The sequence below is a fragment of the Streptomyces sp. NPDC085866 genome (assembly GCF_044541035.1).
Taxonomy (GTDB): Bacteria; Actinomycetota; Actinomycetes; order Streptomycetales; family Streptomycetaceae; genus Streptomyces.
The window spans coordinates 473,206-496,914 of record NZ_JBITSQ010000002.1; the positions used below are offsets into that span (position 1 = coordinate 473,206).

General features: G+C 70.9%; 24 protein-coding genes. 16 read left to right on the forward strand and 8 right to left on the reverse strand.

The genetic code is table 11. The annotated features are described in order from the left end of the window. Nucleotides 1–64 precede the first annotated feature (64 nt). The 3 genes from ACIF83_RS05515 (at nt 65) to pqqB (ending at nt 2,659) form a co-directional block, all read left to right on the forward strand. The gene (locus ACIF83_RS05515; RefSeq protein WP_393477536.1) at nt 65–460 is read left to right on the forward strand and encodes an SseB family protein; all 396 of its coding nucleotides are present in this window, start codon (nt 65–67) and stop codon (nt 458–460) included. A 130-nt stretch (nt 461–590) separates the two neighbouring features. Further along, on the forward strand, nt 591–1,703 hold the full coding sequence (locus ACIF83_RS05520) for a hypothetical protein (protein WP_393477257.1): 1,113 nt from the start codon (nt 591–593) through the stop codon (nt 1,701–1,703). Between the two features lie 59 nt (nt 1,704–1,762). Then, nucleotides 1,763–2,659 (forward strand): pyrroloquinoline quinone biosynthesis protein PqqB, encoded by an 897-nt coding sequence (pqqB, locus tag ACIF83_RS05525; RefSeq protein ID WP_399723625.1) that lies wholly within the window; start codon nt 1,763–1,765, stop codon nt 2,657–2,659. Here the strand turns inward: pqqB and ACIF83_RS05530 are convergent. From ACIF83_RS05530 to ACIF83_RS05545, 4 genes are all read right to left on the reverse strand, one after another. After that, nucleotides 2,656–3,054, reverse strand: a complete 399-nt coding sequence (locus ACIF83_RS05530; protein WP_393477253.1) for a MarR family winged helix-turn-helix transcriptional regulator — start codon at nt 3,052–3,054, stop codon at nt 2,656–2,658. The genes pqqB and ACIF83_RS05530 overlap by 4 nt on opposite strands. Before the next feature lie 73 nt (nt 3,055–3,127). Continuing rightward, entirely contained in the window at nt 3,128–3,478 is a 351-nt protein-coding gene (locus ACIF83_RS05535) for a VOC family protein (RefSeq protein ID WP_393477251.1), read from the reverse strand. Between the two features lie 127 nt (nt 3,479–3,605). Next, the gene (locus ACIF83_RS05540; protein ID WP_399723629.1) at nt 3,606–5,915 is read right to left on the reverse strand and encodes an FtsX-like permease family protein; all 2,310 of its coding nucleotides are present in this window, start codon (nt 5,913–5,915) and stop codon (nt 3,606–3,608) included. Then, nucleotides 5,912–6,619, reverse strand: coding sequence for an ABC transporter ATP-binding protein (locus tag ACIF83_RS05545; RefSeq protein ID WP_398138107.1), 708 nt, complete (start codon nt 6,617–6,619; stop codon nt 5,912–5,914). The genes ACIF83_RS05540 and ACIF83_RS05545 overlap by 4 nt, the downstream gene beginning before the upstream one ends. Nucleotides 6,620–6,758: 139 nt before the next feature. Here ACIF83_RS05545 and ACIF83_RS05550 point away from each other — a divergent pair, with 139 nt between their 5' ends. After that, nucleotides 6,759–7,607 (forward strand): sensor histidine kinase, encoded by an 849-nt coding sequence (locus tag ACIF83_RS05550; RefSeq protein WP_399723632.1) that lies wholly within the window; start codon nt 6,759–6,761, stop codon nt 7,605–7,607. Continuing rightward, on the forward strand, nt 7,604–8,287 hold the full coding sequence (locus tag ACIF83_RS05555) for a response regulator (RefSeq protein WP_399723635.1): 684 nt from the start codon (nt 7,604–7,606) through the stop codon (nt 8,285–8,287). Before ACIF83_RS05550 ends, ACIF83_RS05555 begins: the two co-directional genes overlap by 4 nt. A 95-nt stretch (nt 8,288–8,382) precedes the next feature. Here ACIF83_RS05555 and ACIF83_RS05560 read toward each other — a convergent pair whose 3' ends face one another. The 4 genes from ACIF83_RS05560 to ACIF83_RS05575 are packed head-to-tail and all read right to left on the reverse strand — an operon-like array spanning nt 8,383 to nt 12,552. Beyond that, nucleotides 8,383–9,414 carry a LacI family DNA-binding transcriptional regulator gene (locus ACIF83_RS05560; RefSeq protein WP_399723638.1) on the reverse strand — a complete coding sequence of 344 codons (1,032 nt, stop codon included), beginning with the start codon at nt 9,412–9,414 and terminating at the stop codon, nt 8,383–8,385. After that, entirely contained in the window at nt 9,411–10,316 is a 906-nt protein-coding gene (locus ACIF83_RS05565) for a carbohydrate ABC transporter permease (RefSeq protein WP_398138110.1), read from the reverse strand. The genes ACIF83_RS05560 and ACIF83_RS05565 overlap by 4 nt, the downstream gene beginning before the upstream one ends. Next, nucleotides 10,313–11,239: a carbohydrate ABC transporter permease gene (locus ACIF83_RS05570; RefSeq protein WP_399723641.1), complete on the reverse strand. Its 927-nt coding sequence runs from the start codon at nt 11,237–11,239 to the stop codon at nt 10,313–10,315. The genes ACIF83_RS05565 and ACIF83_RS05570 overlap by 4 nt, the downstream gene beginning before the upstream one ends. Continuing rightward, on the reverse strand, nt 11,236–12,552 hold the full coding sequence (locus tag ACIF83_RS05575) for an ABC transporter substrate-binding protein (RefSeq protein ID WP_399723645.1): 1,317 nt from the start codon (nt 12,550–12,552) through the stop codon (nt 11,236–11,238). Before ACIF83_RS05575 ends, ACIF83_RS05570 begins: the two co-directional genes overlap by 4 nt. A gap of 237 nt (nt 12,553–12,789) precedes the next feature. Between ACIF83_RS05575 and ACIF83_RS05580 the strand changes: the two genes are divergently transcribed. The 11 genes from ACIF83_RS05580 to ACIF83_RS05630 all read left to right on the forward strand — a co-directional run bounded on the left by ACIF83_RS05580 (nt 12,790) and on the right by ACIF83_RS05630 (nt 23,700). Next, complete coding sequence (locus tag ACIF83_RS05580) at nt 12,790–14,811, forward strand: beta-galactosidase (protein ID WP_399723648.1); 2,022 nt, start codon at nt 12,790–12,792, stop codon at nt 14,809–14,811. A gap of 114 nt (nt 14,812–14,925) precedes the next feature. Continuing rightward, entirely contained in the window at nt 14,926–16,485 is a 1,560-nt protein-coding gene (locus ACIF83_RS05585; RefSeq protein ID WP_399724062.1) for a glycosyl hydrolase 53 family protein, read from the forward strand. A 184-nt stretch (nt 16,486–16,669) separates the two neighbouring features. After that, nucleotides 16,670–16,960, forward strand: a complete 291-nt coding sequence (locus tag ACIF83_RS05590; RefSeq protein ID WP_393477228.1) for an ArsR family transcriptional regulator — start codon at nt 16,670–16,672, stop codon at nt 16,958–16,960. Between the two features lie 101 nt (nt 16,961–17,061). Beyond that, complete coding sequence (locus tag ACIF83_RS05595; RefSeq protein WP_393477225.1) at nt 17,062–18,027, forward strand: SMP-30/gluconolactonase/LRE family protein; 966 nt, start codon at nt 17,062–17,064, stop codon at nt 18,025–18,027. A 215-nt stretch (nt 18,028–18,242) separates the two neighbouring features. Next, nucleotides 18,243–18,704 carry a CrcB family protein gene (locus ACIF83_RS05600; protein ID WP_399723651.1) on the forward strand — a complete coding sequence of 154 codons (462 nt, stop codon included), beginning with the start codon at nt 18,243–18,245 and terminating at the stop codon, nt 18,702–18,704. Further along, complete coding sequence (locus ACIF83_RS05605) at nt 18,701–19,081, forward strand: DUF190 domain-containing protein (protein WP_393477219.1); 381 nt, start codon at nt 18,701–18,703, stop codon at nt 19,079–19,081. Before ACIF83_RS05600 ends, ACIF83_RS05605 begins: the two co-directional genes overlap by 4 nt. Further along, nucleotides 19,078–19,452, forward strand: a complete 375-nt coding sequence (gene crcB, locus ACIF83_RS05610) for a fluoride efflux transporter CrcB (protein WP_393477217.1) — start codon at nt 19,078–19,080, stop codon at nt 19,450–19,452. The genes ACIF83_RS05605 and crcB overlap by 4 nt, the downstream gene beginning before the upstream one ends. Nucleotides 19,453–19,527: 75 nt before the next feature. Beyond that, nucleotides 19,528–20,364, forward strand: coding sequence for an undecaprenyl-diphosphate phosphatase (locus tag ACIF83_RS05615; protein ID WP_393477215.1), 837 nt, complete (start codon nt 19,528–19,530; stop codon nt 20,362–20,364). A gap of 170 nt (nt 20,365–20,534) precedes the next feature. Continuing rightward, nucleotides 20,535–21,212: a FadR/GntR family transcriptional regulator gene (locus ACIF83_RS05620; protein WP_393477213.1), complete on the forward strand. Its 678-nt coding sequence runs from the start codon at nt 20,535–20,537 to the stop codon at nt 21,210–21,212. Continuing rightward, nucleotides 21,209–22,651: an amino acid permease gene (locus ACIF83_RS05625; protein ID WP_393477210.1), complete on the forward strand. Its 1,443-nt coding sequence runs from the start codon at nt 21,209–21,211 to the stop codon at nt 22,649–22,651. The genes ACIF83_RS05620 and ACIF83_RS05625 overlap by 4 nt, the downstream gene beginning before the upstream one ends. Nucleotides 22,652–22,683: 32 nt before the next feature. Further along, the gene (locus ACIF83_RS05630; protein WP_398138117.1) at nt 22,684–23,700 is read left to right on the forward strand and encodes an asparaginase; all 1,017 of its coding nucleotides are present in this window, start codon (nt 22,684–22,686) and stop codon (nt 23,698–23,700) included. The last annotated feature ends 9 nt before the right edge of the window (nt 23,701–23,709 follow it).

The following is a 23,709-nucleotide window of genomic DNA, read 5'->3' on the forward strand; positions in this document are numbered from 1 at the left end:
GCGGAGCACGCCCGGGCGCCGGCCCGCGCGTGGCCGTACGACCGCCGCTACCTGGGGATCTGCCATGGAAACACCCGCACACGACGACCTTCCGACGCCGGCCCAGCAGGCGCTGGACGCGTTGGCCGTGAACGCCGAGGACCAAGCCGCCCTGGACACCCTCGCCCACAGTGACGTGCTCGTCCCCGTGCCGGACGACGCGGTGGACGGCGACGGCGACGGCTCGACCATCGCCCTGCCCGTCATGGAACAGGCCGGAGGCGATCCGGTCGTCCCGGTGTTCACCTCGGAGGGAACGATGGCCGCCCTGCTGCCCTTCGTCTCCCGCTACCACCTGGTACCGCTCGGCACACTGGCCGCCCACTGGCCCGACGGCGACCTGTCCCTGGCCATAGACGGCAACTCGACCCACGGGCTGACCCTCACATCGCACGGAGTCCGCACACTGCTGGCAAGGTGAACCACAGCCAACCCCAGGAGCGCGGGGCTGTGCCGATGTGCGGCTCCGCCGCGCGGGCGTGACCAGGCACGACGCACCCGCACTCGCGCATGCAGCGAGAGCTTCACCCCTCAGGCGACAAAATGACCGCATGCAATGGATCTCCGGAGCTGCAGGCGGGCTGGTTCTGGTGCTGGTCCTGACCAGCATCCTCCGCACCCTCGTCGTCCCCCGAGGCCTCTACTCCGTGCTGGTGTTCCGCCTGTGGTGGCTGCTGCGCAGGCTCCTCAGGCTCGCGGCACCGCGCGGCGGCTACTACGCCATCGACCGTGTCCAGACCTGGCTCGCCCCGCTGATGCTGATCGGCATGCTCGTCACGTGGCTCGGCGGGGCCCTGCTCGGCTTCGGTCTCCTGCTGTACGCGGCGTCCCCGCTGTCCTGGACGACCGCCTTCCGCGAGGCGGGATCCAGCCTGTTCACGCTCGGCTTCGCGAGCGGCGCCCGGCTGAAACTCTCCGTGCTCGATTTCATGGCTGCGGCCACCGGACCCGTCCTGATCGCCCTCCAGATCGCCTACCTGCCCACCCTCTACGCCGCCTACAACCGCCGCGAACTGGAGGTCACCCTGCTCCAGGCGCGGGCCGGCGAGCCCGCCTGGGGACCGGAGATCCTCGCCCGGCAGTGGCTGGTCGACACCGAGACCGCGCTGCCGGAGCTGTACCGCGCCTGGGAGCGCCTGGCCTCGGACATGGGCGAGAGCCACTCCACGTACCCGATCCTGCTGAGCTTCCGCTCCCCGCGCCCGCAACGCAGCTGGCTGGTCGGGCTCGTCGCCGTCATGGACGCGGCCGCCCTGCAGCTCGCGCTCGACCCGCGCCTCGCGCCGCCGGAGGCTCGTCTGGTACTGCGCGCCGGGTTCACCGCCCTGCGCGACATCGCCCGCGTGGTGCGCATCCCCTTCGATCCCGATCCCTCGCCGGGCACTCCGATCCTGCTGACCTTCGAGGAGTTCGACGAGGCGGTGGCCATGCTGGGGGCGGCCGGCTTCCGTGCGGAACGCAGCCCGAAGGAGGCCTGGCCGCACTTCCAGGGCTGGCGGGTCAACTACGAGGCGATCGCGTACGCGCTGTGCCGCCGCTGCGACGCGGTGCCGGGTCTGTGGACCGGCCCCCGCGACTTCTTCGGCGGGCCCATCTCTCCGCGGCGCCCGGTGGACCGCCGGCCCGGCGCAGGACGGCCGGATCTGCCCCCCGTCTCCGAGTAGTCACCCCGCCCTCCGGCGGGAAGATCCCATCGGAAGGTCCGCCGCATGCGAAGGAGCCGATGGTCGTGAGGGTCGTCCTGCTGGGTACCGCCGCCGGAGGCGGCTTCCCGCAGTGGAACTGCGCCTGCGCGCTGTGCGCGGCCGCCCGGGACGGGAAACTGCCCACCCGGACCCAGGAGTGCGCCGCCGTCACCGGCAACGGCCGCGACTGGTGGCTGCTCAACGCGTCGCCCGATCTGCGCACCCAGCTCACCGCCACCCCAGCCCTCCGGCCCGGCCCCGGGCCCCGGGACACCCCGCTGCGCGGGGTACTGCTCACCGACGCGGAGGCGGACCACGTCACCGGTCTGACCGAGCTGCGCGGAGCGGCGGGCCTGAAGGTCTACGCGGCCCCGCCGGTCCGTGCCGTCCTCACGCCCGCCCGCGCCGCCCTGGACCGCTACGCCTCCTGGGAGTGGGCCGACAGCCTGGCCGACGGAGGCTTCGTGCTGTCCGGCGGACTGGTCGTCACGGCCCATCCGATCGGCACCAAGATCCCCAAGTACGTACCGGCACAGGCGCCCGAGATGGGCGGCCCGTGGGTGACGGCGTACCGCGTCGAGGACCTGGCCAGCGGGGGAGTGCTGGTGTACGCGCCCTGCGTCGGCGCCTGGAGCCCGGTGCTGGACGGGCTGTGCGCGTCGGCCGACTGCGTGCTGCTGGACGGCACGTTCTTCGCGGCCGACGAGATGGGCGGCACGGTGCGGACCGGTGCCGGGCAGGCGGCCATGGGACACCTGCCGGTCACAGGCCCGGACGGCTCACTGGAGGCCCTGGCCCGCCATCCGGGCGCGCGCCGGATCTACACCCACCTCAACAACACCAACCCGCTGCTCGACGCCGCCTCGCGGGCACGCGCGCGCGTGGCCGAGCACGGGGTGGAGGTCCTGCCGGACGGGGCGGAGCTGACGCTCTAGCCGGCCCGTTCGGCCAGCATCCGCTCCAGCACGGCCCGCTGCAGGGGCAGTACCTCGGCGTACAGGGCGCGGCCCTTGTCCGTGAGCGCGACCCACACCCCGCGCCGGTCCTCCGCGCACACCGAGCGCTCGACCAGGCCCTCCTTCTCCAGGCGGCCGATCAGCCGGGACAGCGCGCTCTGGCTGAGATGGACCCGTCCGACCAGGTTCTGCACCCGGCACTGGTCGCCCACCTCGGGCGCCGCGGTGGCGAGGATGTCCAGCACCTCGAAGTCGCTCGCGCCCAGCCCGTGCGGGTGCAGGGCACGGTCGATCTCGCACATCGTGTGTGCGTGGAGCGTGAGGATGTCCCGCCACCGCTCCTCGAGCCGGGTGTCGGCCGTCTTGACTGCCATACCCGCACCGTAGCACCGATTCGGCCAATTGTTGAGTGTGCAACTAGTGCGGGTGCAAGCACTCGTACGGGCCTCAGGCGGACGGGTCCTGGAGCAGCCCCACCAGGTTGCCGTCGGGGTCCTTCACCGAGGCGATCAGCCTGCCGTTGCCGACGTCCCGCACGTCCTGGAGCAGTTCCGCGCCCGCCTCCAGCAGTGCGGCGAGCCGCTCCCGGAGATCGGTGACATGCCAGAACGGCACCGGCCCGGTCAACCCCTGCGCGTGCCCGTTCGGGTCGAGGCCGACATCCTGTCCGGCGGCCTTGAAACCGACGTAGTAGGGCTCGTCGACGTACGGCTCGACGCCCAGCAGGGCGGTGAACAGGGCCTTGGACCGGTCCTTGTCCTTGACGGGGTAGATGATCGTCTGCAGGCCGGCGGTCATGGAACTCACTCCTTCGAGGTGCGTGGGCCGACGGGTTTCCGTCGGTGCTCTCACGCTAGGGCGGGGGAGCCCGGCGCCGCTTCTCCGATCCTGACCGGTTGCGGCGGCGGGCTCCCCGGCCGGCTGGTCACTCGCTGCGCAGCACCTCCGCGACGGTCAGGCGGGCGGCCCGCCGGGCCGGGACGAACGCGCCCAGGACCGCGATCACGAGCCCCGCCAGGGCCAGACCGGCCAACGTCGGGGCGTGCCAGACGTCCGTCATGTACGACGGGAGGGTGATGTCGATCGCCGCCGTCATCCGTGGGATCACCAGCTCGTAGCTGACCATCCCCAGCGGGATCCCGAGCAGGGAGCCCACCGCGCCGAGCACCGTCATGGAGGTCACCGTCATCACCGTGACCTGGCGCGGGGTCATGCCGATCGACTTGAGCATGCCGAGGTCGCGGCGCCGGTCGTGGGTGTTGAGGACGGCCGTGTTGAACACGCCGAGCGAGGAGACCACGGCCAGCATCAGGGTGAGCGCGGCCGCGGAGCCGACGATGGTGCGGGTGACGTTGTTCGGCCCGCTCAGCTGGAGGGACAGACCCGGGTCGGCCGCCCGCACCGCGCGCGCGTACGCCTGCTGATCGGCGCCCTCGCGGAGTCTGACGTGGTAGGCGATGGGCTTCGCGTCCGGCATCAGGGCCGTGACCGTCGGCCAGGAACCGACGACCAGCCGGTCGTTGTCCAGCATGGTCTCGCCGACGATGGTCAGCCGCTCCTCACGGCCGTCCTTGCGCAGCCGCAGACGATCGCCGACGTGCGTGCCGGTCCGGTGCAGAAACGCCGTGCCGGCCAGGACCTCCCCGGTGCGGTGCGGCCAGCGGCCCCGGATGAGGATGCTGTCCAGGGGCACGTCCCCGCGTCGGCCCTCGAACATGACCACCTGGGTGGAGCCGTCGAGGAGCGTTTCATCGTCCGACCGCGCCGTGACCCGGGTCGCTCCCGGCAACGACTCCAGCATCGCCTGGAGCTGCCGGTCGCTGTGCACCGGCCGCATCTCCTTGCCGTGCCGGAGGTTGCCGACGTACACGGTGACGTCGAACGCGCGCTGTCCCCCATTCCCGAAGTCGGTCAGCGTCGCCGCCAGGCCGGTCGCGAACGTCACCGTCGTCACACCGAGGGCCACGGCGGCCAGTGTGAGCGCGCTGCGCGCCGGACGGGCGAACGGCAGCCCCACGCCGAGGCTCACCGACCGGGGCAACCGGGCACCCGCCAGGCGCCGCTGGATGCCCAGCGCCCGTCCGGCACGCGGTGCACTTCCCGCACTGATCGCCCGCGCCGCCGACATCCGGCGCGCCCGCATCGAGGGCCCCAGCGCGGCCAGCACGCACACGAGCGGCATGCCGAGCAGGGCGAGCGCGTTCACCCAGGGCGCGATACCGACGCTGTCGTGCAGCACCCCCGCGTTCGGCCCGGTGAACACGAACTGGAAGAAGGGGTGCGCCAGCAGGTTGCCGGCGAGTGTGCCCAGCGCACAGCCCAGGACCGATGGTACGGAGACCATCACCAGGTAGACGCCCAGCACCTGCCCCGGCGTGAACCCCAGCGCCTTGAGGATGCCGATGTGCCGGAACCCGGAGACCACCGCCCCGCCGACCACGTTGGCGACGATCAGCACCGCCACCAGGATGCCCAGGACGCCGAAGGCCATCAGGTACGGCGCGTACGCGTGCGCGGTGCTGCCGACCCGGTGCTTCAGGGCCAGATACGTCTCCGATCCGGCGAGCGCGCCCTTCGGCAGGTCATCGGTCACCTGGGCCATGCCCGCGCGCAGCGCGCGCTCCGACGACGCGTCCCGGAACCGGAACAGCATCTGGGTGCCGGTCGGGTGCAGGGCCGCGATCTGGTCCGGGACGACCCAGGCGTTCGCCGTGTGGCTCAGGTCGAAGGCGAACCCGACGATGGTGAGCGTGGGTCCCGACGGCACGTGGAACTTCTTGCCCAGGTCGTCGGCGGTCCAGTCGGACTGCCGGTTCAGGACGATCTCCCCGGACCGGGTGGGCCACCGGCCCGCCCACAGGTTCACCCGGTCCACCGGGCCGCCGGGACCGGAACGCCCCACCAGCGTGACCTCGCCGCCGAGACCGAAGTTGCCCGCATCGCGGGGAAGGTCCACCGAAGCCTGCCGGAACGGTCCGGCCGCCGCCTCGACCCCGGACTGCCGCGCCGCGTGCGCCAGTTGGGCGTCCGACACCTCGGCCGGGTCGAACGTGGCGATGACATGCGGTCCGTGCTGCTTCCCGAAGACATGGTCGAAGGGCGCGGACGCCGCGTCGAGCAGGCCCAGTGCGACCACGAGCGACCCCGTCGACACGAGCGTGACCAGCCAGATGACCAGCGTCTGAAGTCTCCGCCGGCGTACGGCCGCCCGCGCGGCCTTCCACACCGCCCTCATGCGGACGGCTCCAGGGTGTGCTCGCCGGTCACCCGGCCGTCGGCGACCTCCACCAGCCGGCTCGCGCAGCGCCGCGCGAGATGCTGGTCGTGCGTCACGATGATCAGGGTCTGGCCGATCTGGTTCAGGTCCAGCAGCAGGTCCATCACCTGCTCCCCGGCCCTGCTGTCCAGCGCGCCGGTCGGCTCGTCGGCCAGCAGCAGCGCGGGACGGTTCATCAACGCCCGTGCCACGGCGACCCGTTGCCGCTCACCGCCGCTGAGGACCGCGGGGTAGGCGTTGCGCCGGTCGGCGATGCCGAGCTCCCCGAACAGCTCCAGTGCCCGCCGCCGGGCCTGCCGGGCCGGTGTGCCGGTCAACTGGCCGGCCAGGGCCACGTTGTCGAGGGCCGACAGGTCGTCGATGAGGTTGAAGAACTGGAAGATCATGCCGATCCGGCGCCGCCGGTACAGCGCGAGTCCCTTCTCGCTCAACTCCCCGACGTTCTCGCCGTGTACCACGACGGTGCCGGCCGACGGCCGGTCGAGACCGGCGATCATGTTGAGCAGCGTGGACTTGCCGCATCCCGAGGGCCCCATCACCGCGACCGCCTCCCCGGCCCGGATGTCCAGCGTGACCCCGTCGAGGGCGACCGTCTCGCCGTACTCCTTGCGCACCCCGTCGAGCCGTACGACGGTGTCTCCCGTTCTCACCTCAGTGACCATGGACAGGACGCTAGAGGGGCGACGGGGACCTGGTCATCCCTCCGCGGATGGCACCCGGCGGCGGGTCTCATCCCAGGGATGCAGGGCGCTGAATCCACAGGTCGATGCGGATGTCGGTGCCGTCTGCGAGAGTTGGGCCATGGGGGAGTACGACGTGTCGGCGGCGGCGCCGGCGGTGGCGTGCGCGGTCGTCGTGGTGCTGACGGCCGCGCTGGTGCGCACCCGGCGCCGGTGGCAGGCCGCGGTCGGGGAGCGGGGGTGGCTGCTGGAGCGGGAGCGGGAGAGCGCCGCAGAGGCAGCGATCGCGGCCGAACGCGACCGGATCGCCCGCGAGTTGCACGACATCGTCAGCCACAACGTCAGCCTCATGGTCGTCCAGGCGAGCGCCGCCCGTGAGGTGCTCGGCACCATGCCCGACGAGGCCGCGACCGCCCTGCGCGCCGTCGAGGACGCTGGGCGGGGCGCGATGACCGACCTCAGACACCTGTTGGGGCTGCTGGCGCCCGCGCAGAACGGTGAGGACACCGACCCGGGCCCGGCGCGCGCCGACGGCCCCGGCACGCCCCTCGCTCCGCAGCCCGGCCTCGGCCGGCTCGGGCACCTGGTGGACCGGATATCGTTCGCCGGCCTGCCGGTCGAGGTCCGCATCTCGGGCGAGCCGTGCCCGCTGCCCCAGGGAGTCGACGTGACCGCCTACCGCATCATCCAGGAGGCCCTGACCAATGCGCTCCGGTACGGCGACGGCGGCAAGGCGGAGGTGACCGTGCGCTATGCCGACCACGCCCTGCGCGTCGAGGTGCTCAACACCGGCCCCAGTGTGCTGACCGGTACCGCACCGCCCGCACCGAAACCGCGCGGTGCGGGTACCGGGCGGGGCCTGCTCGGACTGCGCGAGCGGGTCGCCGTCTACGGCGGGGACCTGGACGCCCGGCGCAGACTCGGCGGGGGCTACCGCGTCCGCGCCCGCATACCCCTGGACCGCCCGTGACCGGGCAGGCGCCCGAGCGGGCGCCCCGCGTCCTGATCGCCGACGACCAGACGCTCATCCGGACCGGCTTCCGGCTGATCCTCACCGCCCGGGGCATCGAGGTGGTCGGCGAGGCAGCCGACGGCATCGAGGCGGTCGCCGCCGCCCGTGAACTCTCGCCGGACGTCGTGCTCATGGACATCCGGATGCCGACCATGGACGGCCTGGAAGCCACCCGGCGCATCCTGGAGCAGACCCCGGACTGCCGGGTGCTGATGCTGACCACCTTCGACCTGGACCGGTACGTGTACGCGGCCCTGTCGCTCGGAGCCAGCGGCTTCCTGCTGAAGGACGTCACGCCGGAGCACCTGGCAGCGGCCGTACGGCTCGTCGGCACCGGCGACGCCCTGCTGGCGCCGCAGATTACCCGGCGCCTGGTGGAGCGGTACGCGGCCGACGCCGAGCGGACGGCCCAGGCCGTTCCCGCCGACCTGGCCGCCCTCACACCCCGCGAGCGGGAGGTGCTGACCCTGATGGGACGCGGCCTGTCCAACACTGAACTGGCCGCCGAGCTGATCCTCAGCGAGGCCACGGTCAAGTCCCACGTGGCCCGGATCTTCGCCAAGCTGGGGCTGCGCGACCGCGCCCAGGCGGTCGTCCTCGCCTATGAGACGGGGCTGGTCAGACCCGGGGAGCGGTAGCGTTCCGCCGGAAGTGCCGGGATGCGCCGTCGGTCGGCCGCGGCGCCGTCCCGGCTGGTCGCACACTTACCCGCGCCCCTTCGGGGCGCGGCGGCTCACGTCGACTCGCGGCGCACCAGTTCCGTCGGGAGGATCACCGCGGCCGGGTCCTCGCCGCCTATCTGGGCGAGCAGCACCCGCACCATCTCGGAGCTGATCCGGTCCCACGGCTGACGGATGGTGGTGAGTGCCGGGGTGACGGCGGTCGCCGCGGGGGAGTCGTCGAAACCGCCGACAGCGATGTCCTGCGGCACCCGCTTGCCCGCCCGCTGCAGCGCCGCCAGCACGCCCTGGGCCATCAGGTCGGAGGCGACGAACACGGCGTCCAGGTCCGGGGCCTGTGCCAGCAGCCGCTCCGCACCCGCCTCACCGCTGGCCCGGCTGTAGTCGCCGGGGACGATCAGCCGCTCGTCCACCTCGACGCCCGCCTCGGCGAGCACCTCCTTGTACCCGGCGAGCCGCTCCACCCCGCCCGGGGTGTCCAGCGGACCGGTGACCACACCGATCCGGCTCCGGCCCAGCGACAGCAGGTGCCGCACCATGTCCCGGGCGCCGTCGCGGTCGTCGGCGGCCACATAACTCACCTTCGAGCCGAGGCCGATCGGCTTGCCGCAGGCGACCAGCGGCACACCGGCCTCCCGCAGCTCCTCCGCGACCGGATCGCCGGAGTGGCTGGAGACCAGCAGCACCCCGTCGACGTGCCCGGCCGTGATGTAGCGCGTGATGCGCCGCCGTTCGTCCTTGGTTCCCGCCAGCATCAGCAGCAGCGGTATGTCGTGCGCGGCCAGCGCCTGCGTGCAACCGCTCAGCAGCACGTTGAAGTTGGGATCTTCGAAGAAGCGCTCCTGCGGCTCGGTCAGCAGGAAGCCGACCGAGTCGGAGCGTCCGGTGATCAATGAGCGGGCGTGCCGGTTCACGACGTACCCGGTTCTGCGGATGGCGGCGTTGACCGCCTCCTGCGCGGCCGGGCTGACGTAGTGCCCGCCGTTGAGCACGCGCGAGACGGTGCCCCGTGAGACCCCTGCCTCGCGCGCCACGTCGTGGATCGTCGGCGGTTTGCGCCGGCCCCCCGAATTGCTCATGGTCATGACTTTACGGCCCCGGAGAGGAGATCCAGGCTCCAGAAGCGCTGGATGACCAGGAACAGCACGATCAGCGGGAGGACCGCGAGGAACGCGCCCGTGATCACCAGTGTGTACAGCGCCGGGGTGTTGGAGCCCTGCTCCAGCAGCGTGTACAGACCCAGCGTGAGCGGGAACCGCTCGTCGTCGCTGAGCATGATGTACGGCAGCAGGAAGTTGTTCCACACGGCCACGAACTGGAACAGGAACACCGTGACCATGCCGGGGATCATCATCGGCAGCGCGATCCGGGTGAAGATCCGCCACTCGCTCGCCCCGTCCATCCGCCCGGCCTCCACCACGTCCGCGGGGACGGCGGCGGCCGCGTAGATCCGAGACAGGTAGACGCCGTACGGGGAGAGGATCTGCGGCAGCAGCACGGACAGGTAGGAGTCCGTGAGGTTGGCCTTCGCCAGCAGCAGGTACTGAGGGATGGCGAGGATCACCGGCGGCATCAGGACGCCCGCGAGCAGCACGTTGAACAACGTCTCGCGGCCCCGGAACCGGTAGGTCGCGAGCGCGTAGCCGCTGAACGCCGAGACGGCGGTCGACAGCAGGGCGCCGAGGCCCGAGTACAGGGCGGAGTTGGCCATCCACTGCCAGTAGATGCCGTCGCGGTAGGCGTTGAGGTCCTTGATGTTGGCGGTGAAACCGGTGCCGGGCAGGAAGGTGAAGGTGGAGAACAGCTCGTGCCCGGACTTGGTGGACGCGATCACCACCCAGGCCACCGGCAGCAGCGTGTAGATCGCGCCGATCAGCAGCGTGACGGTCGGTATCAGCGCGATCCTGCGGCGCAGCGGCGGGCCCGAGGCCGTACCCGGAGCGGTGCCCGCGGCCGGCTCCGCCTTGCTGAGGGCAAGAGAACTCATCGTGCTTCCTCCTGCTTGTCACGACGGTTCGCCGCCCGCAAGAACCCGAACGACAGCACCAGGGTGGCCAGCGCGATCAGGGTCGCCTCGGCGGCCGCCGAGTAGATGTCGCCGCGGTGGAAGGCGTCCTGGTACACCTTCATCAGCGGGCTCCAGCTCGTGTTGACGGAGTTGGTCAGCGGCTTGAGGGTGGTCGGCTCGTTGAACACCTGGAGCGTCGCGATGATCGAGAAGAAGAAGGTCAGCACCAGCGAGGGCGCCACCATCGGGATCTTGATCCGCAGCGCGATCTGGAGCGGGGTGGCTCCGTCCAGCTTCGCCGCCTCGTACACCTCGGCCGGGACGGACCGGAGTGAGGTGTAGATGACGATCATGTTGAAGCCCGTGCCGCCCCAGACCGCGATGTTCGACAGGGCGAGGTACAGCGGGCCGCCGTCGAGCAGGTCCGGCTGGGGCAGGCCCAGTCTGTCGAGCACGTAGTAGAACGGGCTGACGTCCGGCAGGTACAGGAAGCCCCACATCAGCGCGGCCACCACGCCGGGGACGGCGTACGGCAGGAAGATCGCGAGCCGGGTGAACGGGGCGAGCCGCACCCGGTCGGTGTCCAGCATCAGCGCGAACAGCATCGCGAGGCCGAGCATCACCGGGACGACGATGCAGCCGTAGCCGAGGACGCGCAGCGCCCCGTGCAGCAGCTCGCTGTCCTGGATGGCCCCGGTGTAGTTCTCGAAGCCGGCCCAGACCTCCTTGCGGGCGCCCGAGCCCAGGCCGAGGCCCGAGACGTGCACCTTGCGGAAGCTGAGCCAGACCGCGTAGCCGATGGGCAGCGCGAAGAACAGGAGGAACAGGACGGTCGCGGGGAGAAGGAAGGCGTACGGGGCCCCCTTGACCCCGTACGACTTCCGGCTTGCGGTGCCGGTCACTGAGAAACCCCGAAGCCCTGCTTCTTCATGTCGGTGACCGTGGCGTCCTGCATCTGGTCCAGGGCGGCGCCGAAGTCCGACTTGTTCTTGGTGGCGGCACCGAACGCGTCGTTGAAGGTCGCGTAGGCGACGTTCACGTTCGGGCCCCACGCCGACGGTGCCGTGGTCTTCGCGATGTCGGCGGCCTTGGTGTAGAAGTCCGGCTGGTTGGAGAAGAACGCCGGCGGGTTGGAGAAGGCGCCGCTGAGCTGGGCGGAGGTGGAGGCAGGGTAGATGCCGCCCTCCTTCGCCAGCGCGCTCAGGGCGTCACCGTCGGTGTTCAGCCAGGCGGCGAACTTCGCGGCGGCGGCCTGGTGCTGGGAGTCGGTGGTGACGGCGGTGGAGGAGCCGCCCCAGCTGCCGGTGACATCCTGGTCGAGCGACCACTGGGGGAGCGGGGCCATCGCCCACTTGCCCTTGGTGTCCGGCGCGGCGGTTGTCAGCGTGCCCGGCGCCCACACCGCGCTGACCCAGGCGATCTCCTTGCCGGTGTTGAGCGCCTTGTTCCAGGCGGGCTGGTACATCGGCTGGTTGTCGATGACACCTTCCTTGACCAGCCCGCCCCAGAACTTGGCGACCTTCTGGGTGGCCGCGTCGTTGATGGCGACCTTCCACTTGTCGCCGGAGGTGGTCCACCACTTGGCGCCGGCCTGCTGGGCGAGACCGGCGAAGAGGCCGGAGTCGTTGGCGGAGAAGGTGGTCAGGGACTTGTCCGGCGCCTTCTTCTTCAGCGCGCGGGCTGTTTCGGCGAACTGCTCCCAGGTGGTGGGGACCTTGAGGCCGTACTTCTTGAACAGGTCCTCGCGGTAGTAGAACATCATCGGGCCGATGTCCTGCGGCACCGCGTACACCGCGTCCGTGCCCAGCGTGGTCTGCTGCCAGACGCCGTCGGCGAACTTGCTCCTGGCGTCGCCGACCTCCTTGGATATGTCGGCCAGCGCGTCGTTGCTGACCAGCGTCGGCAGCGCCTGGTACTCGGCCTGCACCAGGTCGGGCGCCTTCTTCGCCTTGTGCGCGGTGAGGATCTTGGTGACCAGCGTGTCGCCGGACGCCTGCTTCTTCACCGTGACGGTGATCCTGTCCTTCTTGCCCGGCCCCTTGTTCCACAGGTCGACGACCTTGTCCATGCCGGGTGTCCAGGTCCAGTACGTCAGCGAAACCGGGCCGGACTCGGCCTTGCTGCCGTCCCCGGAGCCGCAGGCTGTGAGGGCGGTGGCGCCGAGCGCGACGGCGACGGCGGATGTCACGAGGCGGCGGCGCTTCGTGTGCGGCATGGATCTCTCCCCTGACCTGGGTCCCCGCCCGCTGCGGGGACCTGCCATGCAGATGTGCACGTTCACATGACCCGGGTGCTCGACCGACGAAAACCCCTGCCATGCTTCTGTGAGCGTTCACAGTAGAGAAACATCCCGGACACTTGTCAATGGTTGTTGCTGTGCGGTTATGTTGGGCTCGCACCGCCACCGCTGTGTGTGCACGTTCCCAAATGATCGATTTCACGGGAGAGATCCATGCCGGAGACCACCCCCAGGGGCCTCACCAGGCTCGCCTTCGGTGGGGATTACAACCCCGAGCAGTGGCCGGAAAACGTCTGGCAGGAGGACGTCCGGCTGATGCGCGAGGCCGGCGTCACGATGGTCAGCGTCGGGATCTTCTCCTGGGCCCTGCTGGAGCCCTCGCCCGGTGAGTACGACTTCGGCTGGCTGGACCGGATCATCGGCCTGCTGCACGAGAACGCCATCCGCGTCGACCTCGGCACGCCCACCGTGGTGCCGCCCGCCTGGTTCTACCGGGAGCACCCCGAGGCGTTGCCGGTGACCGCGGAGGGCGTGCGCTACGAGTTCGGTTCGCGCGGTGCGATCTGCCACAGCAACGCCGACTACCGCGCGGCCGCGGCGAGCATCACCACGAAGCTCGCCGAGCGCTACGGCGACCACCCCGCGCTCGCCCTGTGGCACGTGCACAACGAGTACGGCGTCCCCGTCTCGGCCTGCTACTGCGACTCCTGCGCCGCCCACTTCCGCCGCTGGCTGGCGGACACCTACGGCACGGTCGAGGGCGTCAACGAGGCCTGGGGCACCGCCTTCTGGGGTCAGCGTTATACGAGCTTCGAGCAAATCAACCCGCCGCGCGCCACGCCGACCGTCGGCAACCCGGGCCAGGCGCTGGACTACCGGCGGTTCGCCGACGCCACCATCCGCGAGAACTTCCGCGCCGAACGGGACATCCTGCACCGCCTCGCGCCGGGCGTCCCGGTGACGACCAACTTCATGACCGCGCTCAGCCAGTGCGACTCCATGGACTACTGGGCCTGGGGCCGCGAGGTCGACCTCGTCACCAACGACCACTACCTGATCACCGACGGCCGCCGCACCCACGTCAACCTCGCCATGGCGGCGGACATCACCCGCTCCGTGGCCGGCGGCACCCCCTGGCTGCTGCTCGAACACTCCACCTCGGGCGTCAACTGGCAGCCCCGCAACCCCGCCAAGGCTCCCGGCCAGATGGCCCGCAACTCCCTCGCCCACGTGGCCCGCGGCTCCGACGGAGCGATGTTCTTCCAGTGGCGCCAGTCCCGGCGCGGCGCCGAGAAGTTCCACTCGGCGATGCTCCCGCACGGCGGCACCGACACGCGTGTGTGGCGCGAGGTGGTCCAACTCGGTGCCTCCGTCGACTCGTTGAGCGCCGTACGCGGCACCCGCACCGAGGCCGACGTGGCCATGCTGTGGGACTGGCAGTCGTGGTGGGCGCAGAATCTCGCCTGGCGGCCCAGCGAGGACCACGACCCGCGCGAACGCGCCGAATCCTTCTACGAGGCCCTCTACGACCGCCACCTCACGGTCGACTTCGCCCACCCGGAAGCCGATTTGTCGAGGTATTCCCTTGTCGTCGTACCGGCCCTGTACCTGATGACGGAGGCGGCCGGGAACAACGTCCGGGAGTACGTCGAGAACGGCGGCACGCTCGTGGTGTCGTACTTCTCCGGCATCGTCGACGAGCACGACGCCGTGCACGAGGGCGCCTACCCGGGCGTGCTGCGCGACGTCCTCGGCCTGACCGTGGAGGAGTTCTCGCCGCTGCTGCGGGACGAGCGGGTGCGCCTGACCGGTCCCGACGGCTCCGAGCCGACCGGGGACGTGTGGACGGAGTTCGTGGTGCCGCGCGGTGCCGAGACCGTGTGGACGTACGCCGACGGACTCACCGCCGGCCGCCCGGCCGTCACCCGGCACCGGCTCGGTGAGGGCACCGCCTGGTACGTCTCCACCCGCCTCGACGCCCACGGCCTGGATGCGCTCGTCGGCCGGGCCGCCGACGACGCCGGGCTCGCTCCGCGCGCCGACCTGCCCCGCGACGTCGAGGTCGTGCGCCGCAGCGGCGAGTCGGGGACCTATCTCTTCGCGATCAACCACACCACCGGCGACGCCAAGGTGCCGCTGGACGCGCCCGGCACCGAGCTGCTGACGGGCGAACGCGCCGCGGGCCGCCTGGCGGTCCCGGCCGGGGCCGTGCGGGTCGTACGACTCGACGGCTGAGCAGGCTCCTCTCCGTCCGCGTGTGCCACGAGAGCCGCGGGCGGAGGGGTTCTCCTCGGGCCCCCACCGGAGGACACCCCCAACCCAGTTACGTCGAAGGGACGACGGACGATGATGTTCCATCCCAGACGCACCATCAGGGCCCTGCTGCTGCCGCTCGCGGGCGGGCTCGCTCTCACCGCCCTGCCCGCCCAGAGTGCCCGGGCCGCGAGCACCCTGACCAACGGCGGCTTCGAGTCCGACGGCTCCGGCGTGGCCGTGCCCACCGGCTGGTCCGAGTACGGCGACACGGGCGCCTCGTACACCGAGTCCGGCGGCCACGGCGGGAGTTACCGCCTGACCCACTACTCGTCCTCCGCGTACAAGGTGGAGACGTACCAGTACCTTTCCGGGCTGACCAACGGCAACTACACGCTGACCGCGTGGGTCCGCTCCAGCGGCGGGCAGAACTCGGCCTACATAGCGCTCAAGAACTGCGGAAGCACCGAGCAGCGCACGGATCTGCCGGTCTCGTCCAGTGGGTGGATCCGTATCGTCACGCCGATCAATGTGACCAACAACCAGTGCACCATCAGCATCAACAGTGACGCGAACGCGGGCAACTGGATCAATGTCGACGACCTGACCCTCACCTCCGGCGCCACGGGTACCTCCATCCATGGCGCCGACATCTCCTCCCTGGCCAAGAGCGAGGCCAAGGGCGGGGTGTACAAGACCGGTTCCGGCACCACGGGCGACGCCGTCACCGTCCTGAAGAACGCCGGCATGAACTATGCGCGGCTGAAGGTCTGGGTGAACCCGGCCGACGGCTTCAACGACAAGGCCCATGTCCTGGCCATGGCCAAGCGCGTCAAGGCGGCCGGTATGAAGCTGCTGGTCGACTTCCACTACTCGGACACCTGGGCCGACCCGGGCGCCCAGACCAAGCCGGCCGCCTGGGCGGGCCACCCGTACAGTCAGCTCAAGACGGACGTGTACAACCACACGTACGACGTGCTGAACGCGTTGAAGGCCCAGGGCACCACCGCCGACATGGTCCAGGTGGGCAACGAGATCAACGGCGGCATGCTGTGGTCCGAGGGATCGACGGACAACTGGAGCCAGCTCGCCGGGTTGATCAACTCGGGCTACGACGCGGTCAAGGCGGTCAACTCGTCAACGGCCGTGGCGCTGCACCTGGCCAAGGGCGGTGACAAGGCCGGAACGGAGTGGTGGTTCGACAACGCGGTCGCGGCAGGCGTGAAGTTCGACGCGATCGGCCTGTCGTACTACGGCTACTGGCACGGCCCGCTCTCCGACTTCCAGACCACTCTGGACGACGCGGCCTCGCGTTACGGCAAGCCGGTGTTCGTCGCCGAGACCGCCTACCCCTTCCGGCTGGACAGCGACGACTCGCTGGTCAACCAGATCGACACCACCGGCGAGCTGGTCTCCGGCTACCCCGCGACCGTGGCCGGCCAGACCAAGTGGATGAACGACGTGGCGAGCATCGTGGAGGCCGTCCCGAACGGCCGCGGCCTCGGCGTCTTCTACTGGGAGGCGACCTGGACCGCGGTCACCGGCAACGGCTGGGACCCGACCGACGCCACCTCCGGCAACGGCTGGGAGAACCAGGCCCTGTTCGGCTACGACGACAAGGCGCTGTCCTCCATGTCGTGGTTCAGCCACCGCTGAACCACCCCTGACGGGGGCCCGGTCGTAAGGGGACGGCCGGGCCCCTCCCCGTTTCCCTGAACGGGACCGGCGGGAACGGCCGTTCGATACCGGACAAGGGCTGCGGAGTCCCGTACGGGACGGCTTCGGTTGCGCGACAGTGGGAACACGGCGCACGAGGAGGCCGGGAACGGAGGCGGGACGGATGATGAGGAACCCCACGGGCGACATGCGGCAGGACATCCTGGACTGGCTCAAGGACCCCGCCGCCCACTTCCCGTCAGGACGCCACCACGGCGACCTCGCCGAGATCGGAGTCACCGCGCGGGCGGTGGCCGCCAAGCTCGGCGTCTCCCGCCGGACCGCCGCAGCTCACCTCGACCTCCTGAGCCGCATCGGCCTGCTCCGCACCCGCCGGATCCGCTGCCGCACCCACTACCGGCGCGACGAGATCCGCATCGCCGAGGTGGCCAGGATGTTCGAGAAGGGCTGGTGAACCGGGGGCGACGTCGTAGGCGGTGATTTCGCCGACAGCCCCCCGGCATGCGGCAGACGCTGGGACGATGGAGCACCGTCGACCTCGAAGGGCAGGCGCCCATGACCTCTCCCACTCCTCTGGTCGTCCACCGGTACGTCGCCGTCGGCGGCGAGGGCCCCGAGGACGTCGTCGCCGACTCCCGCGGCCGGGTGCTCACCGGCGTGGCGGACGGCCGGATCCTGCGCATCGACGGCATAGCGGACCCCACGGCCACCCGTGTCGAGGTGCTCGCCGAGACCGGCGGGCGGCCGCTGGGCCTCGAACTCCTGCCGGACGGCCCCCTCTTGGTGTGCGACGCCGACCGCGGACTGCTGCGTGTGGGCCTGGACGACGGTCGCGTCCAGGTGCTCGCCGAGGCGGTCGCGGGGGAGCGGTTGCGGTTCTGCAGCAACGCCGTCGCCCTGTCCGACGGCAGCGTGTACTTCACCGTCTCCAGCCGCCGCTACCCGCTGGAACAGTGGATCGGGGACGTGGTCGAACACACCGGCACCGGCCGCCTGTTGCGCCTCGCGCCGGGCAGCGACCGACCCGAAGTACTGCTGGACGGGCTTCAGTTCGCCAACGGCCTCGTACCCGCCGCCGACGAGTCCTTCCTGGTCGTCGCCGAGACCAGCGCGTACCGGCTGACCCGCTACTGGCTGACCGGGCCGAAGTCCGGGCGGTGCGAACCCTTCGCCGACGACCTGCCCGGCATGCCCGACAACCTCTGGCGCGCCGGCCGGGCCGGCCCGATCCGGGTGGCCCTGGCCGGCCCGCGCGTACCCCCGCTCGACCTGCTGCACCGCGGCCCCGCGGCGCTGCGCCGCGCCGCCGCCCGGGCAGCCGTCCGCGCGCCCTACCGGCCCGCCGGTACCGTCGGCGTCCTCGCCGTCGACGACGACGGCCGCGTCCTGGAGCACCTCACCCGTCGCCGCTCCGGCTACCGCATGGCCACCAGCGTCTGCGAGGCCTCCGGTCACCTGATCCTGGGCAGCGTGTGGGAGCGGGGCATCGCGGTCTGTGCCCTGCCCGAGCCCGTACGCTGAGCCGCTCCGAGGCGCTCGGCCCCCGCGCGCCACGGCCGCGTGTGCGGTCGGGGCGCCGCCGGCGTTACCCTGGTCCGCGGCCGCGATCATCCTGCGCGGCGCGGCGGTGGGGCCCGCCGTACCCGAACCGCGGTGAAGGCGCCGCCAACGGTCCCTACTTGCGACGGCACGGCGCCCGTATGCCCCGGGCCCCGGCGAGTAGGAGAAGTACGAGCATGACAGCCCCGGAAGCCGAGAGCCTGCAGGCCCGCCCCGCACCCGCGCGGCGGTCGGAGTGGCGTACCCAGGCCCCCGTCGTCGCCGTGGTCGCCGTGGGTGGTGCCCTCGGCGCGACGGCCCGCTACGCGCTGACCCTGGCCTGGCCCACGCCCCCCGGTGGATTCCCCTGGGTGACCTTCTGGACCAACGTCGTCGGCTGCGCCGTGATCGGCGTGTTCATGGTGCTGATCACCGACGTGTGGGCCACCCACCGCCTCGTACGCCCCTTCTTCGGCACCGGCGTGCTCGGCGGCTTCACGACCTTCTCCACCTACGCCGTCGACATCCGCAAGCTGGTCGACACCGGCCACCCCCGCACGGGGCTGGCCTATCTCGCCGCGACCCTGTTCGCGGCCCTCGCGGCGGTGTGGCTGGCCTCGGTCGCCGCCCGCCTGGTGCTCACCCGGAGACAGCGATGACCTCACTCACCGGCCGGGCCGTGCGGCTGACCGTCTACATCGGCGAGGACGACACCTGGCACCACAAGCCCCTCTACTCCGAGATCGTGCACCGCGCCCACGCCGCCGGGCTGGCCGGGGCCAGCGTCTTCCGGGGGATCGAGGGGTTCGGCGCCTCCTCCCGCATCCACACCACCCGGCTGCTGTCCCTGAGCGAGGACCTGCCCGTGGCGATCGTCGTGGTGGACACCGAGGAGCGGGTCCGGGCCTTCCTGCCGCAGCTGGACGAGCTGGTCGGCGAAGGCCTCGTGACGCTGGAGGAGTGCGAGGTCATCCGGTACGTGGGTCGTGCGCCCGGCCCGGACGGTACGGAACCGAAGGGTAAGAAGTCGTTGTGAACTGGCTGCTGGTCGTCCTGGGGGCCGTGGTCGGTGCACCCCTGCGCTATCTCACCGACCGGGCCGTCCAGGCCAGGCACGACTCGCTCTTCCCGTGGGGCACCTTCGTGGTGAACGTCACCGGCTGTCTGATCCTGGGCCTGCTCACCGGCGCCGTGTCCGCCGGAGCCGCAGGTCCGCATCTGCAGCTGCTGATCGGCACCGGGCTGTGCGGGGCGCTGACGACGTATTCGACCTTCTCCTACGAGACCCTGCGGCTGACCGAGGCCGGTGCGGGGCTCTACGCTGCAGCCAACGCCGTCGCCAGCGTGGCGGCGGGGCTCGCGGCGGCCTTCGCCGGGGTGTCCGTCGCAGGAGCCCTGTGGGCCTAGGCGCTTGGCGTACGGCCGGGCATAGTGAGTACTGTCTACAGCACTGTCGACCAACTATCCTCAGAACTGGATCCCATGAGCGCCATCTCCGTCGGTCAGGCCGTCGTCCTCGGAGTCGTCGAGGGGGTGACCGAGTTCCTCCCGGTGTCCTCCACCGGCCACCTCAAGATCGCCGAGGGGCTCATGGACATTCCGGTCGACGACAAGTCCGTCGTCGGGTTCTCCGCCGTCATCCAGGTCGGCGCCATCGCCGCCGTGCTCGTGTACTTCTTCAAGGACATCAAGCGGATCGTCTCCGCCTGGTTCCGTGGCCTGACCAAGCCCGAGGAGCGCTACCACCACGACTACAAGTTCGCCTGGTGGGTGATCGCCGCGACCGTCCCGATCGTCGTGGTGGGCCTGGCCGCCAAGCCGTTGATCGACGGCCCGCTCGCCTCGCTCTGGGTGGTCGCCGGCTCCCTGATCGTCGGCTCCGGCGTGATGTGGGCGGCGGACCAGATGGGCCGCCACAAGCGCGGTGAGGACGACACCTCCTTCAAGGACGCGATGCTGGTCGGCTGCTCCCAGATCCTTGCCCTGCTCTTCCCCGGCTTCTCCCGCTCCGGCGCCACCATGTCCACCGCGCTCATCCTCGACCTGGACCGTGTCGCCGCCACCCGCCTCTCCTTCTTCCTCGGCATCCCGGCCCTGACCGGCGCCGGCATCTACGAGCTCAAGGACGCCCTCGGCGCGGGCGTCGGCGCCGCCCCGCTGGCCGTCGGCACGATCGTGTCCTTCGTGGTCGCCTACGCCTCCATCGCCTGGCTGCTGAAGTTCGTCGCCAAGCACTCCTTCAACGCGTTCGTGATCTACCGGCTCGTGATCGGCGTCGCCCTCCTCGGCCTGCTCGCCACCGGCACGCTCAGCAGCTGAGCGACCCTCGCACCGCCCACGGGGCGCGGATGCCTGCATTCAGGCAACGCGCCCCGTGAATGTTTTCTTACGCGACGCCTTGACAGTTCCCTCCGGCAACCCGCAGGATCGCTCCCGTGAACCTGTCAGACAGCCAGACAGGTGGCCCGGCCCCGCGGCGCGTGAGCGCCATGGAAGCCGTTCTCGGCCACCTCCGCGGCGCCATCGAACGCGGCGAGTACGGCATCGGCGACAAGCTCCCCTCCGAGGCCGAGCTGTGCCGCACCCTCGAGGTGTCCCGGCCCGTGCTCCGTGAGGCGCTGCGCGCCCTGCAGACGATGGGCCTGACGGTCTCCCGGACCGGCAAGGGCACCTTCGTCGTCGCGAACGCCGTCGAGGACCCGACCTTCGGCGACTACGCGGCCAGCGACCTGCTCGAGGTGCGCCGCCACATCGAGATCCCGGTCGCCGGGTACGCGGCCCTGCGCCGCACCCCGGAGAACCTGGACCACATGGCCCACCTCCTGGACCGCATGGAGCGGGAGACGGACACCACCGCGTGGGTCGCGATGGACAGCCTCTTCCACCTCGCCGTGGCCGAGGCCGCCCAGAACCCGGTCTTCCGCCGGGTCATCGAGGAGATCCGTGACGCACTGGCGCGTCAGTCGGCCTTCCTCAACGAGCTGGGCGGGCGCCGCGAGCAGTCCAACCGCGAGCACCGGGCGATCGTCGAGGCGCTGATCGACGGTTCCGAGCACGACGCCGTCGAGGCCATGAGTCATCACCTCGACCGCGTCGAGACGACCCTCACCCACATCGTGCGCCCCGGGCGCACGGACCTCCCCACGGAAGGCGGACCCGAGGCGTGAGCGAGCAGCACCTCAAAGACGAGACGCGCCCCTCGTCAGGCCATGTCGACGCCGGAGACGCGGGCTACAGCAAGAGCCTGAAGCACCGGCACGTCAACATGATCGCGATCGGTGGTGCCATCGGCACCGGCCTCTTCCTCGGCGCGGGCGGCCGGCTCGCCGACGCCGGACCCTCCCTGTTCGTCGCGTACGCCGTCTGCGGCGTCTTCGCCTTCCTCGTCGTGCGCGCGCTCGGCGAACTCGTGCTCTACCGCCCGTCCTCCGGCGCCTTCGTGTCGTACGCCCGGGAGTTCATGGGCGAGAAGGGTGCCTACACCGCGGGCTGGATGTACTTCCTCAACTGGGCGACCACCGGCATCGCCGACATCACGGCGGTGGCCACCTACACCCACTACTGGGGCATGTTCTCCGACATCCCGCAGTGGGTGATCGCGCTGATAGCCCTGGCCGTGGTCCTCACGGTGAACCTGATCTCGGTGAAGATCTTCGGCGAACTGGAGTTCTGGTTCGCGATCGTGAAGGTCAGCGCGCTGGTGGTCTTCATGTGCATCGGCATCTTCCTGCTGGTCACCCAGCACCCCGTGGACGGCGGCACCCCCGGCCCGTCCCTGATCACCGACAACGGCGGCATCTTCCCGAACGGTCTGCTGCCCATGCTGCTGATCATCCAGGGTGTCGTCTTCGCCTACGCCTCGGTCGAGCTGGTCGGCGTCGCCGCCGGTGAGACCGAGAACCCCGAGAAGATCATGCCCAAGGCGATCAACTCGATCATGTGGCGCGTGGGTCTGTTCTACGTCGGCTCCGTCGTCCTGCTCTCGATGCTGCTGCCCTGGAACAAGTACAGCGCCGGCGAGAGCCCCTTCGTGACGGTCCTGTCCAACATCGGTGTCCCGGCGGCGGGCGGCGTGATGAACCTGGTCGTGCTCACCGCGGCCATGTCCTCGCTCAACTCCGGCCTGTACTCCACCGGCCGCATCCTGCGCTCCATGGCGGTCAGCGGCTCGGCCCCGAAGTTCACCGCGAAGATGAGCCGCACCCAGGTCCCGTTCGGCGGGATCCTGCTGACCAGCGGTATCTGTGTCCTCGGTGTCGGCCTGAACTTCGTCGTCCCGGCGGACGCCTTCGAGATCGTCCTGAACTTCGCCGCGATCGGCATCCTCGCCACCTGGGGCATGATCATGCTCTGTCACCTGCTCTTCTGGCAGAAGACCCAGAAGGGCGAACTGGCCCGGCCCTCCTACCGGCTGCCGGGTTCCCCCTGGACCGAACTGGTGACGCTGGCGTTCCTCGCCTCCGTCCTGGTCCTCATGTACGCCGACGGCGGCGCAGGACGCACCACCGTGCTGTGCCTGCCGCTGATCGTCGCAGCGCTGGTCGCGGGCTGGTACGCCATCCGCGGGCGCATATCGCGCAAGTCCACCTCCGGAGCCGATGCGTGACCCACGCGACGCTCCCTGACAAGCAGGCAGTGATGTACAGCAGTTCCCCTGCGGACCCACCCCTCGTCCGCGAGCCCCTCCACGCCCCCGTCGCCCACCTCATCCGCGGCGGGGTCGTCGAGGGCATCCACTACGGTTCCGTCGTCGTCCTCGGAGCCGACGGCCAGGTCCAGTTCCAACTCGGTGACATCGAGGCCGCGTTCTACCCGCGCTCGGCCCTCAAGCCCGTCCAGGCCGTGGCCATGCTTCGGGCCGGGCTGCCGCTCGACGGCGACCTGCTCTCGCTGGCCGCCGCGAGCCACTCCGGCGAGGAGCGCCACCTCACCGGCACCCGGCGGATCCTCGAACTCGCCGGTCTCGCCGAGGACGACCTGCGCAACGTGCCCGACATGCCGTACGACCCGGCCGTGCGGGACGCCTGGGTCCGCGAGGGCCGGCTGCCCTCCCGTCTCGCCCAGAACTGCTCCGGCAAGCACGCGGCGATGCTGTGGACCGCCAAGCTCAACGGCTGGTCCCTGGACGACTATCTGGACCCGGCCCACCCTCTGCAGCAGGCCATCGCCGAGATCGTCGAGGACCTGACCGGGCAGCAGGTGGCCCAGGTGACGGTGGACGGCTGCGGCGCACCGCTGTTCTCCATCTCCCTGCACGGCCTGGCCCGCGCCGTCGCCCGCATCACCACCGCCGCTCCGGGCACGCCCGAGGCCCGCGTCGCCGACGCGATGCGCGAACACGCGGAGATGGCCTCCGGCTCCGGCCGGGACGTCTCCGCGCTGATGCGGGCCGTGCCGGGGCTGCTCGCCAAGGACGGCTTCGAGGGCGTCCAGGTGGCCGCGCTGCCCGACGGCCGTGCGATCGCCGTCAAGATCGCCGACGGGGCGAACCGGGCGCGTGTTCCGGTCGCCGCGGCGGCGCTCGCCCGCGCGGGTGTGGACCCCGAGCTGCTGACCGAGTTCGCCGGAGAGGCGCTGCTGGGTGGCGGGGAGCCGGTGGGCTGCGTGCGGCCGGTGCGTGCCCTGGATCCGGTGCCGCTGACCGCCTGCGCGTAGCTCCGTCGG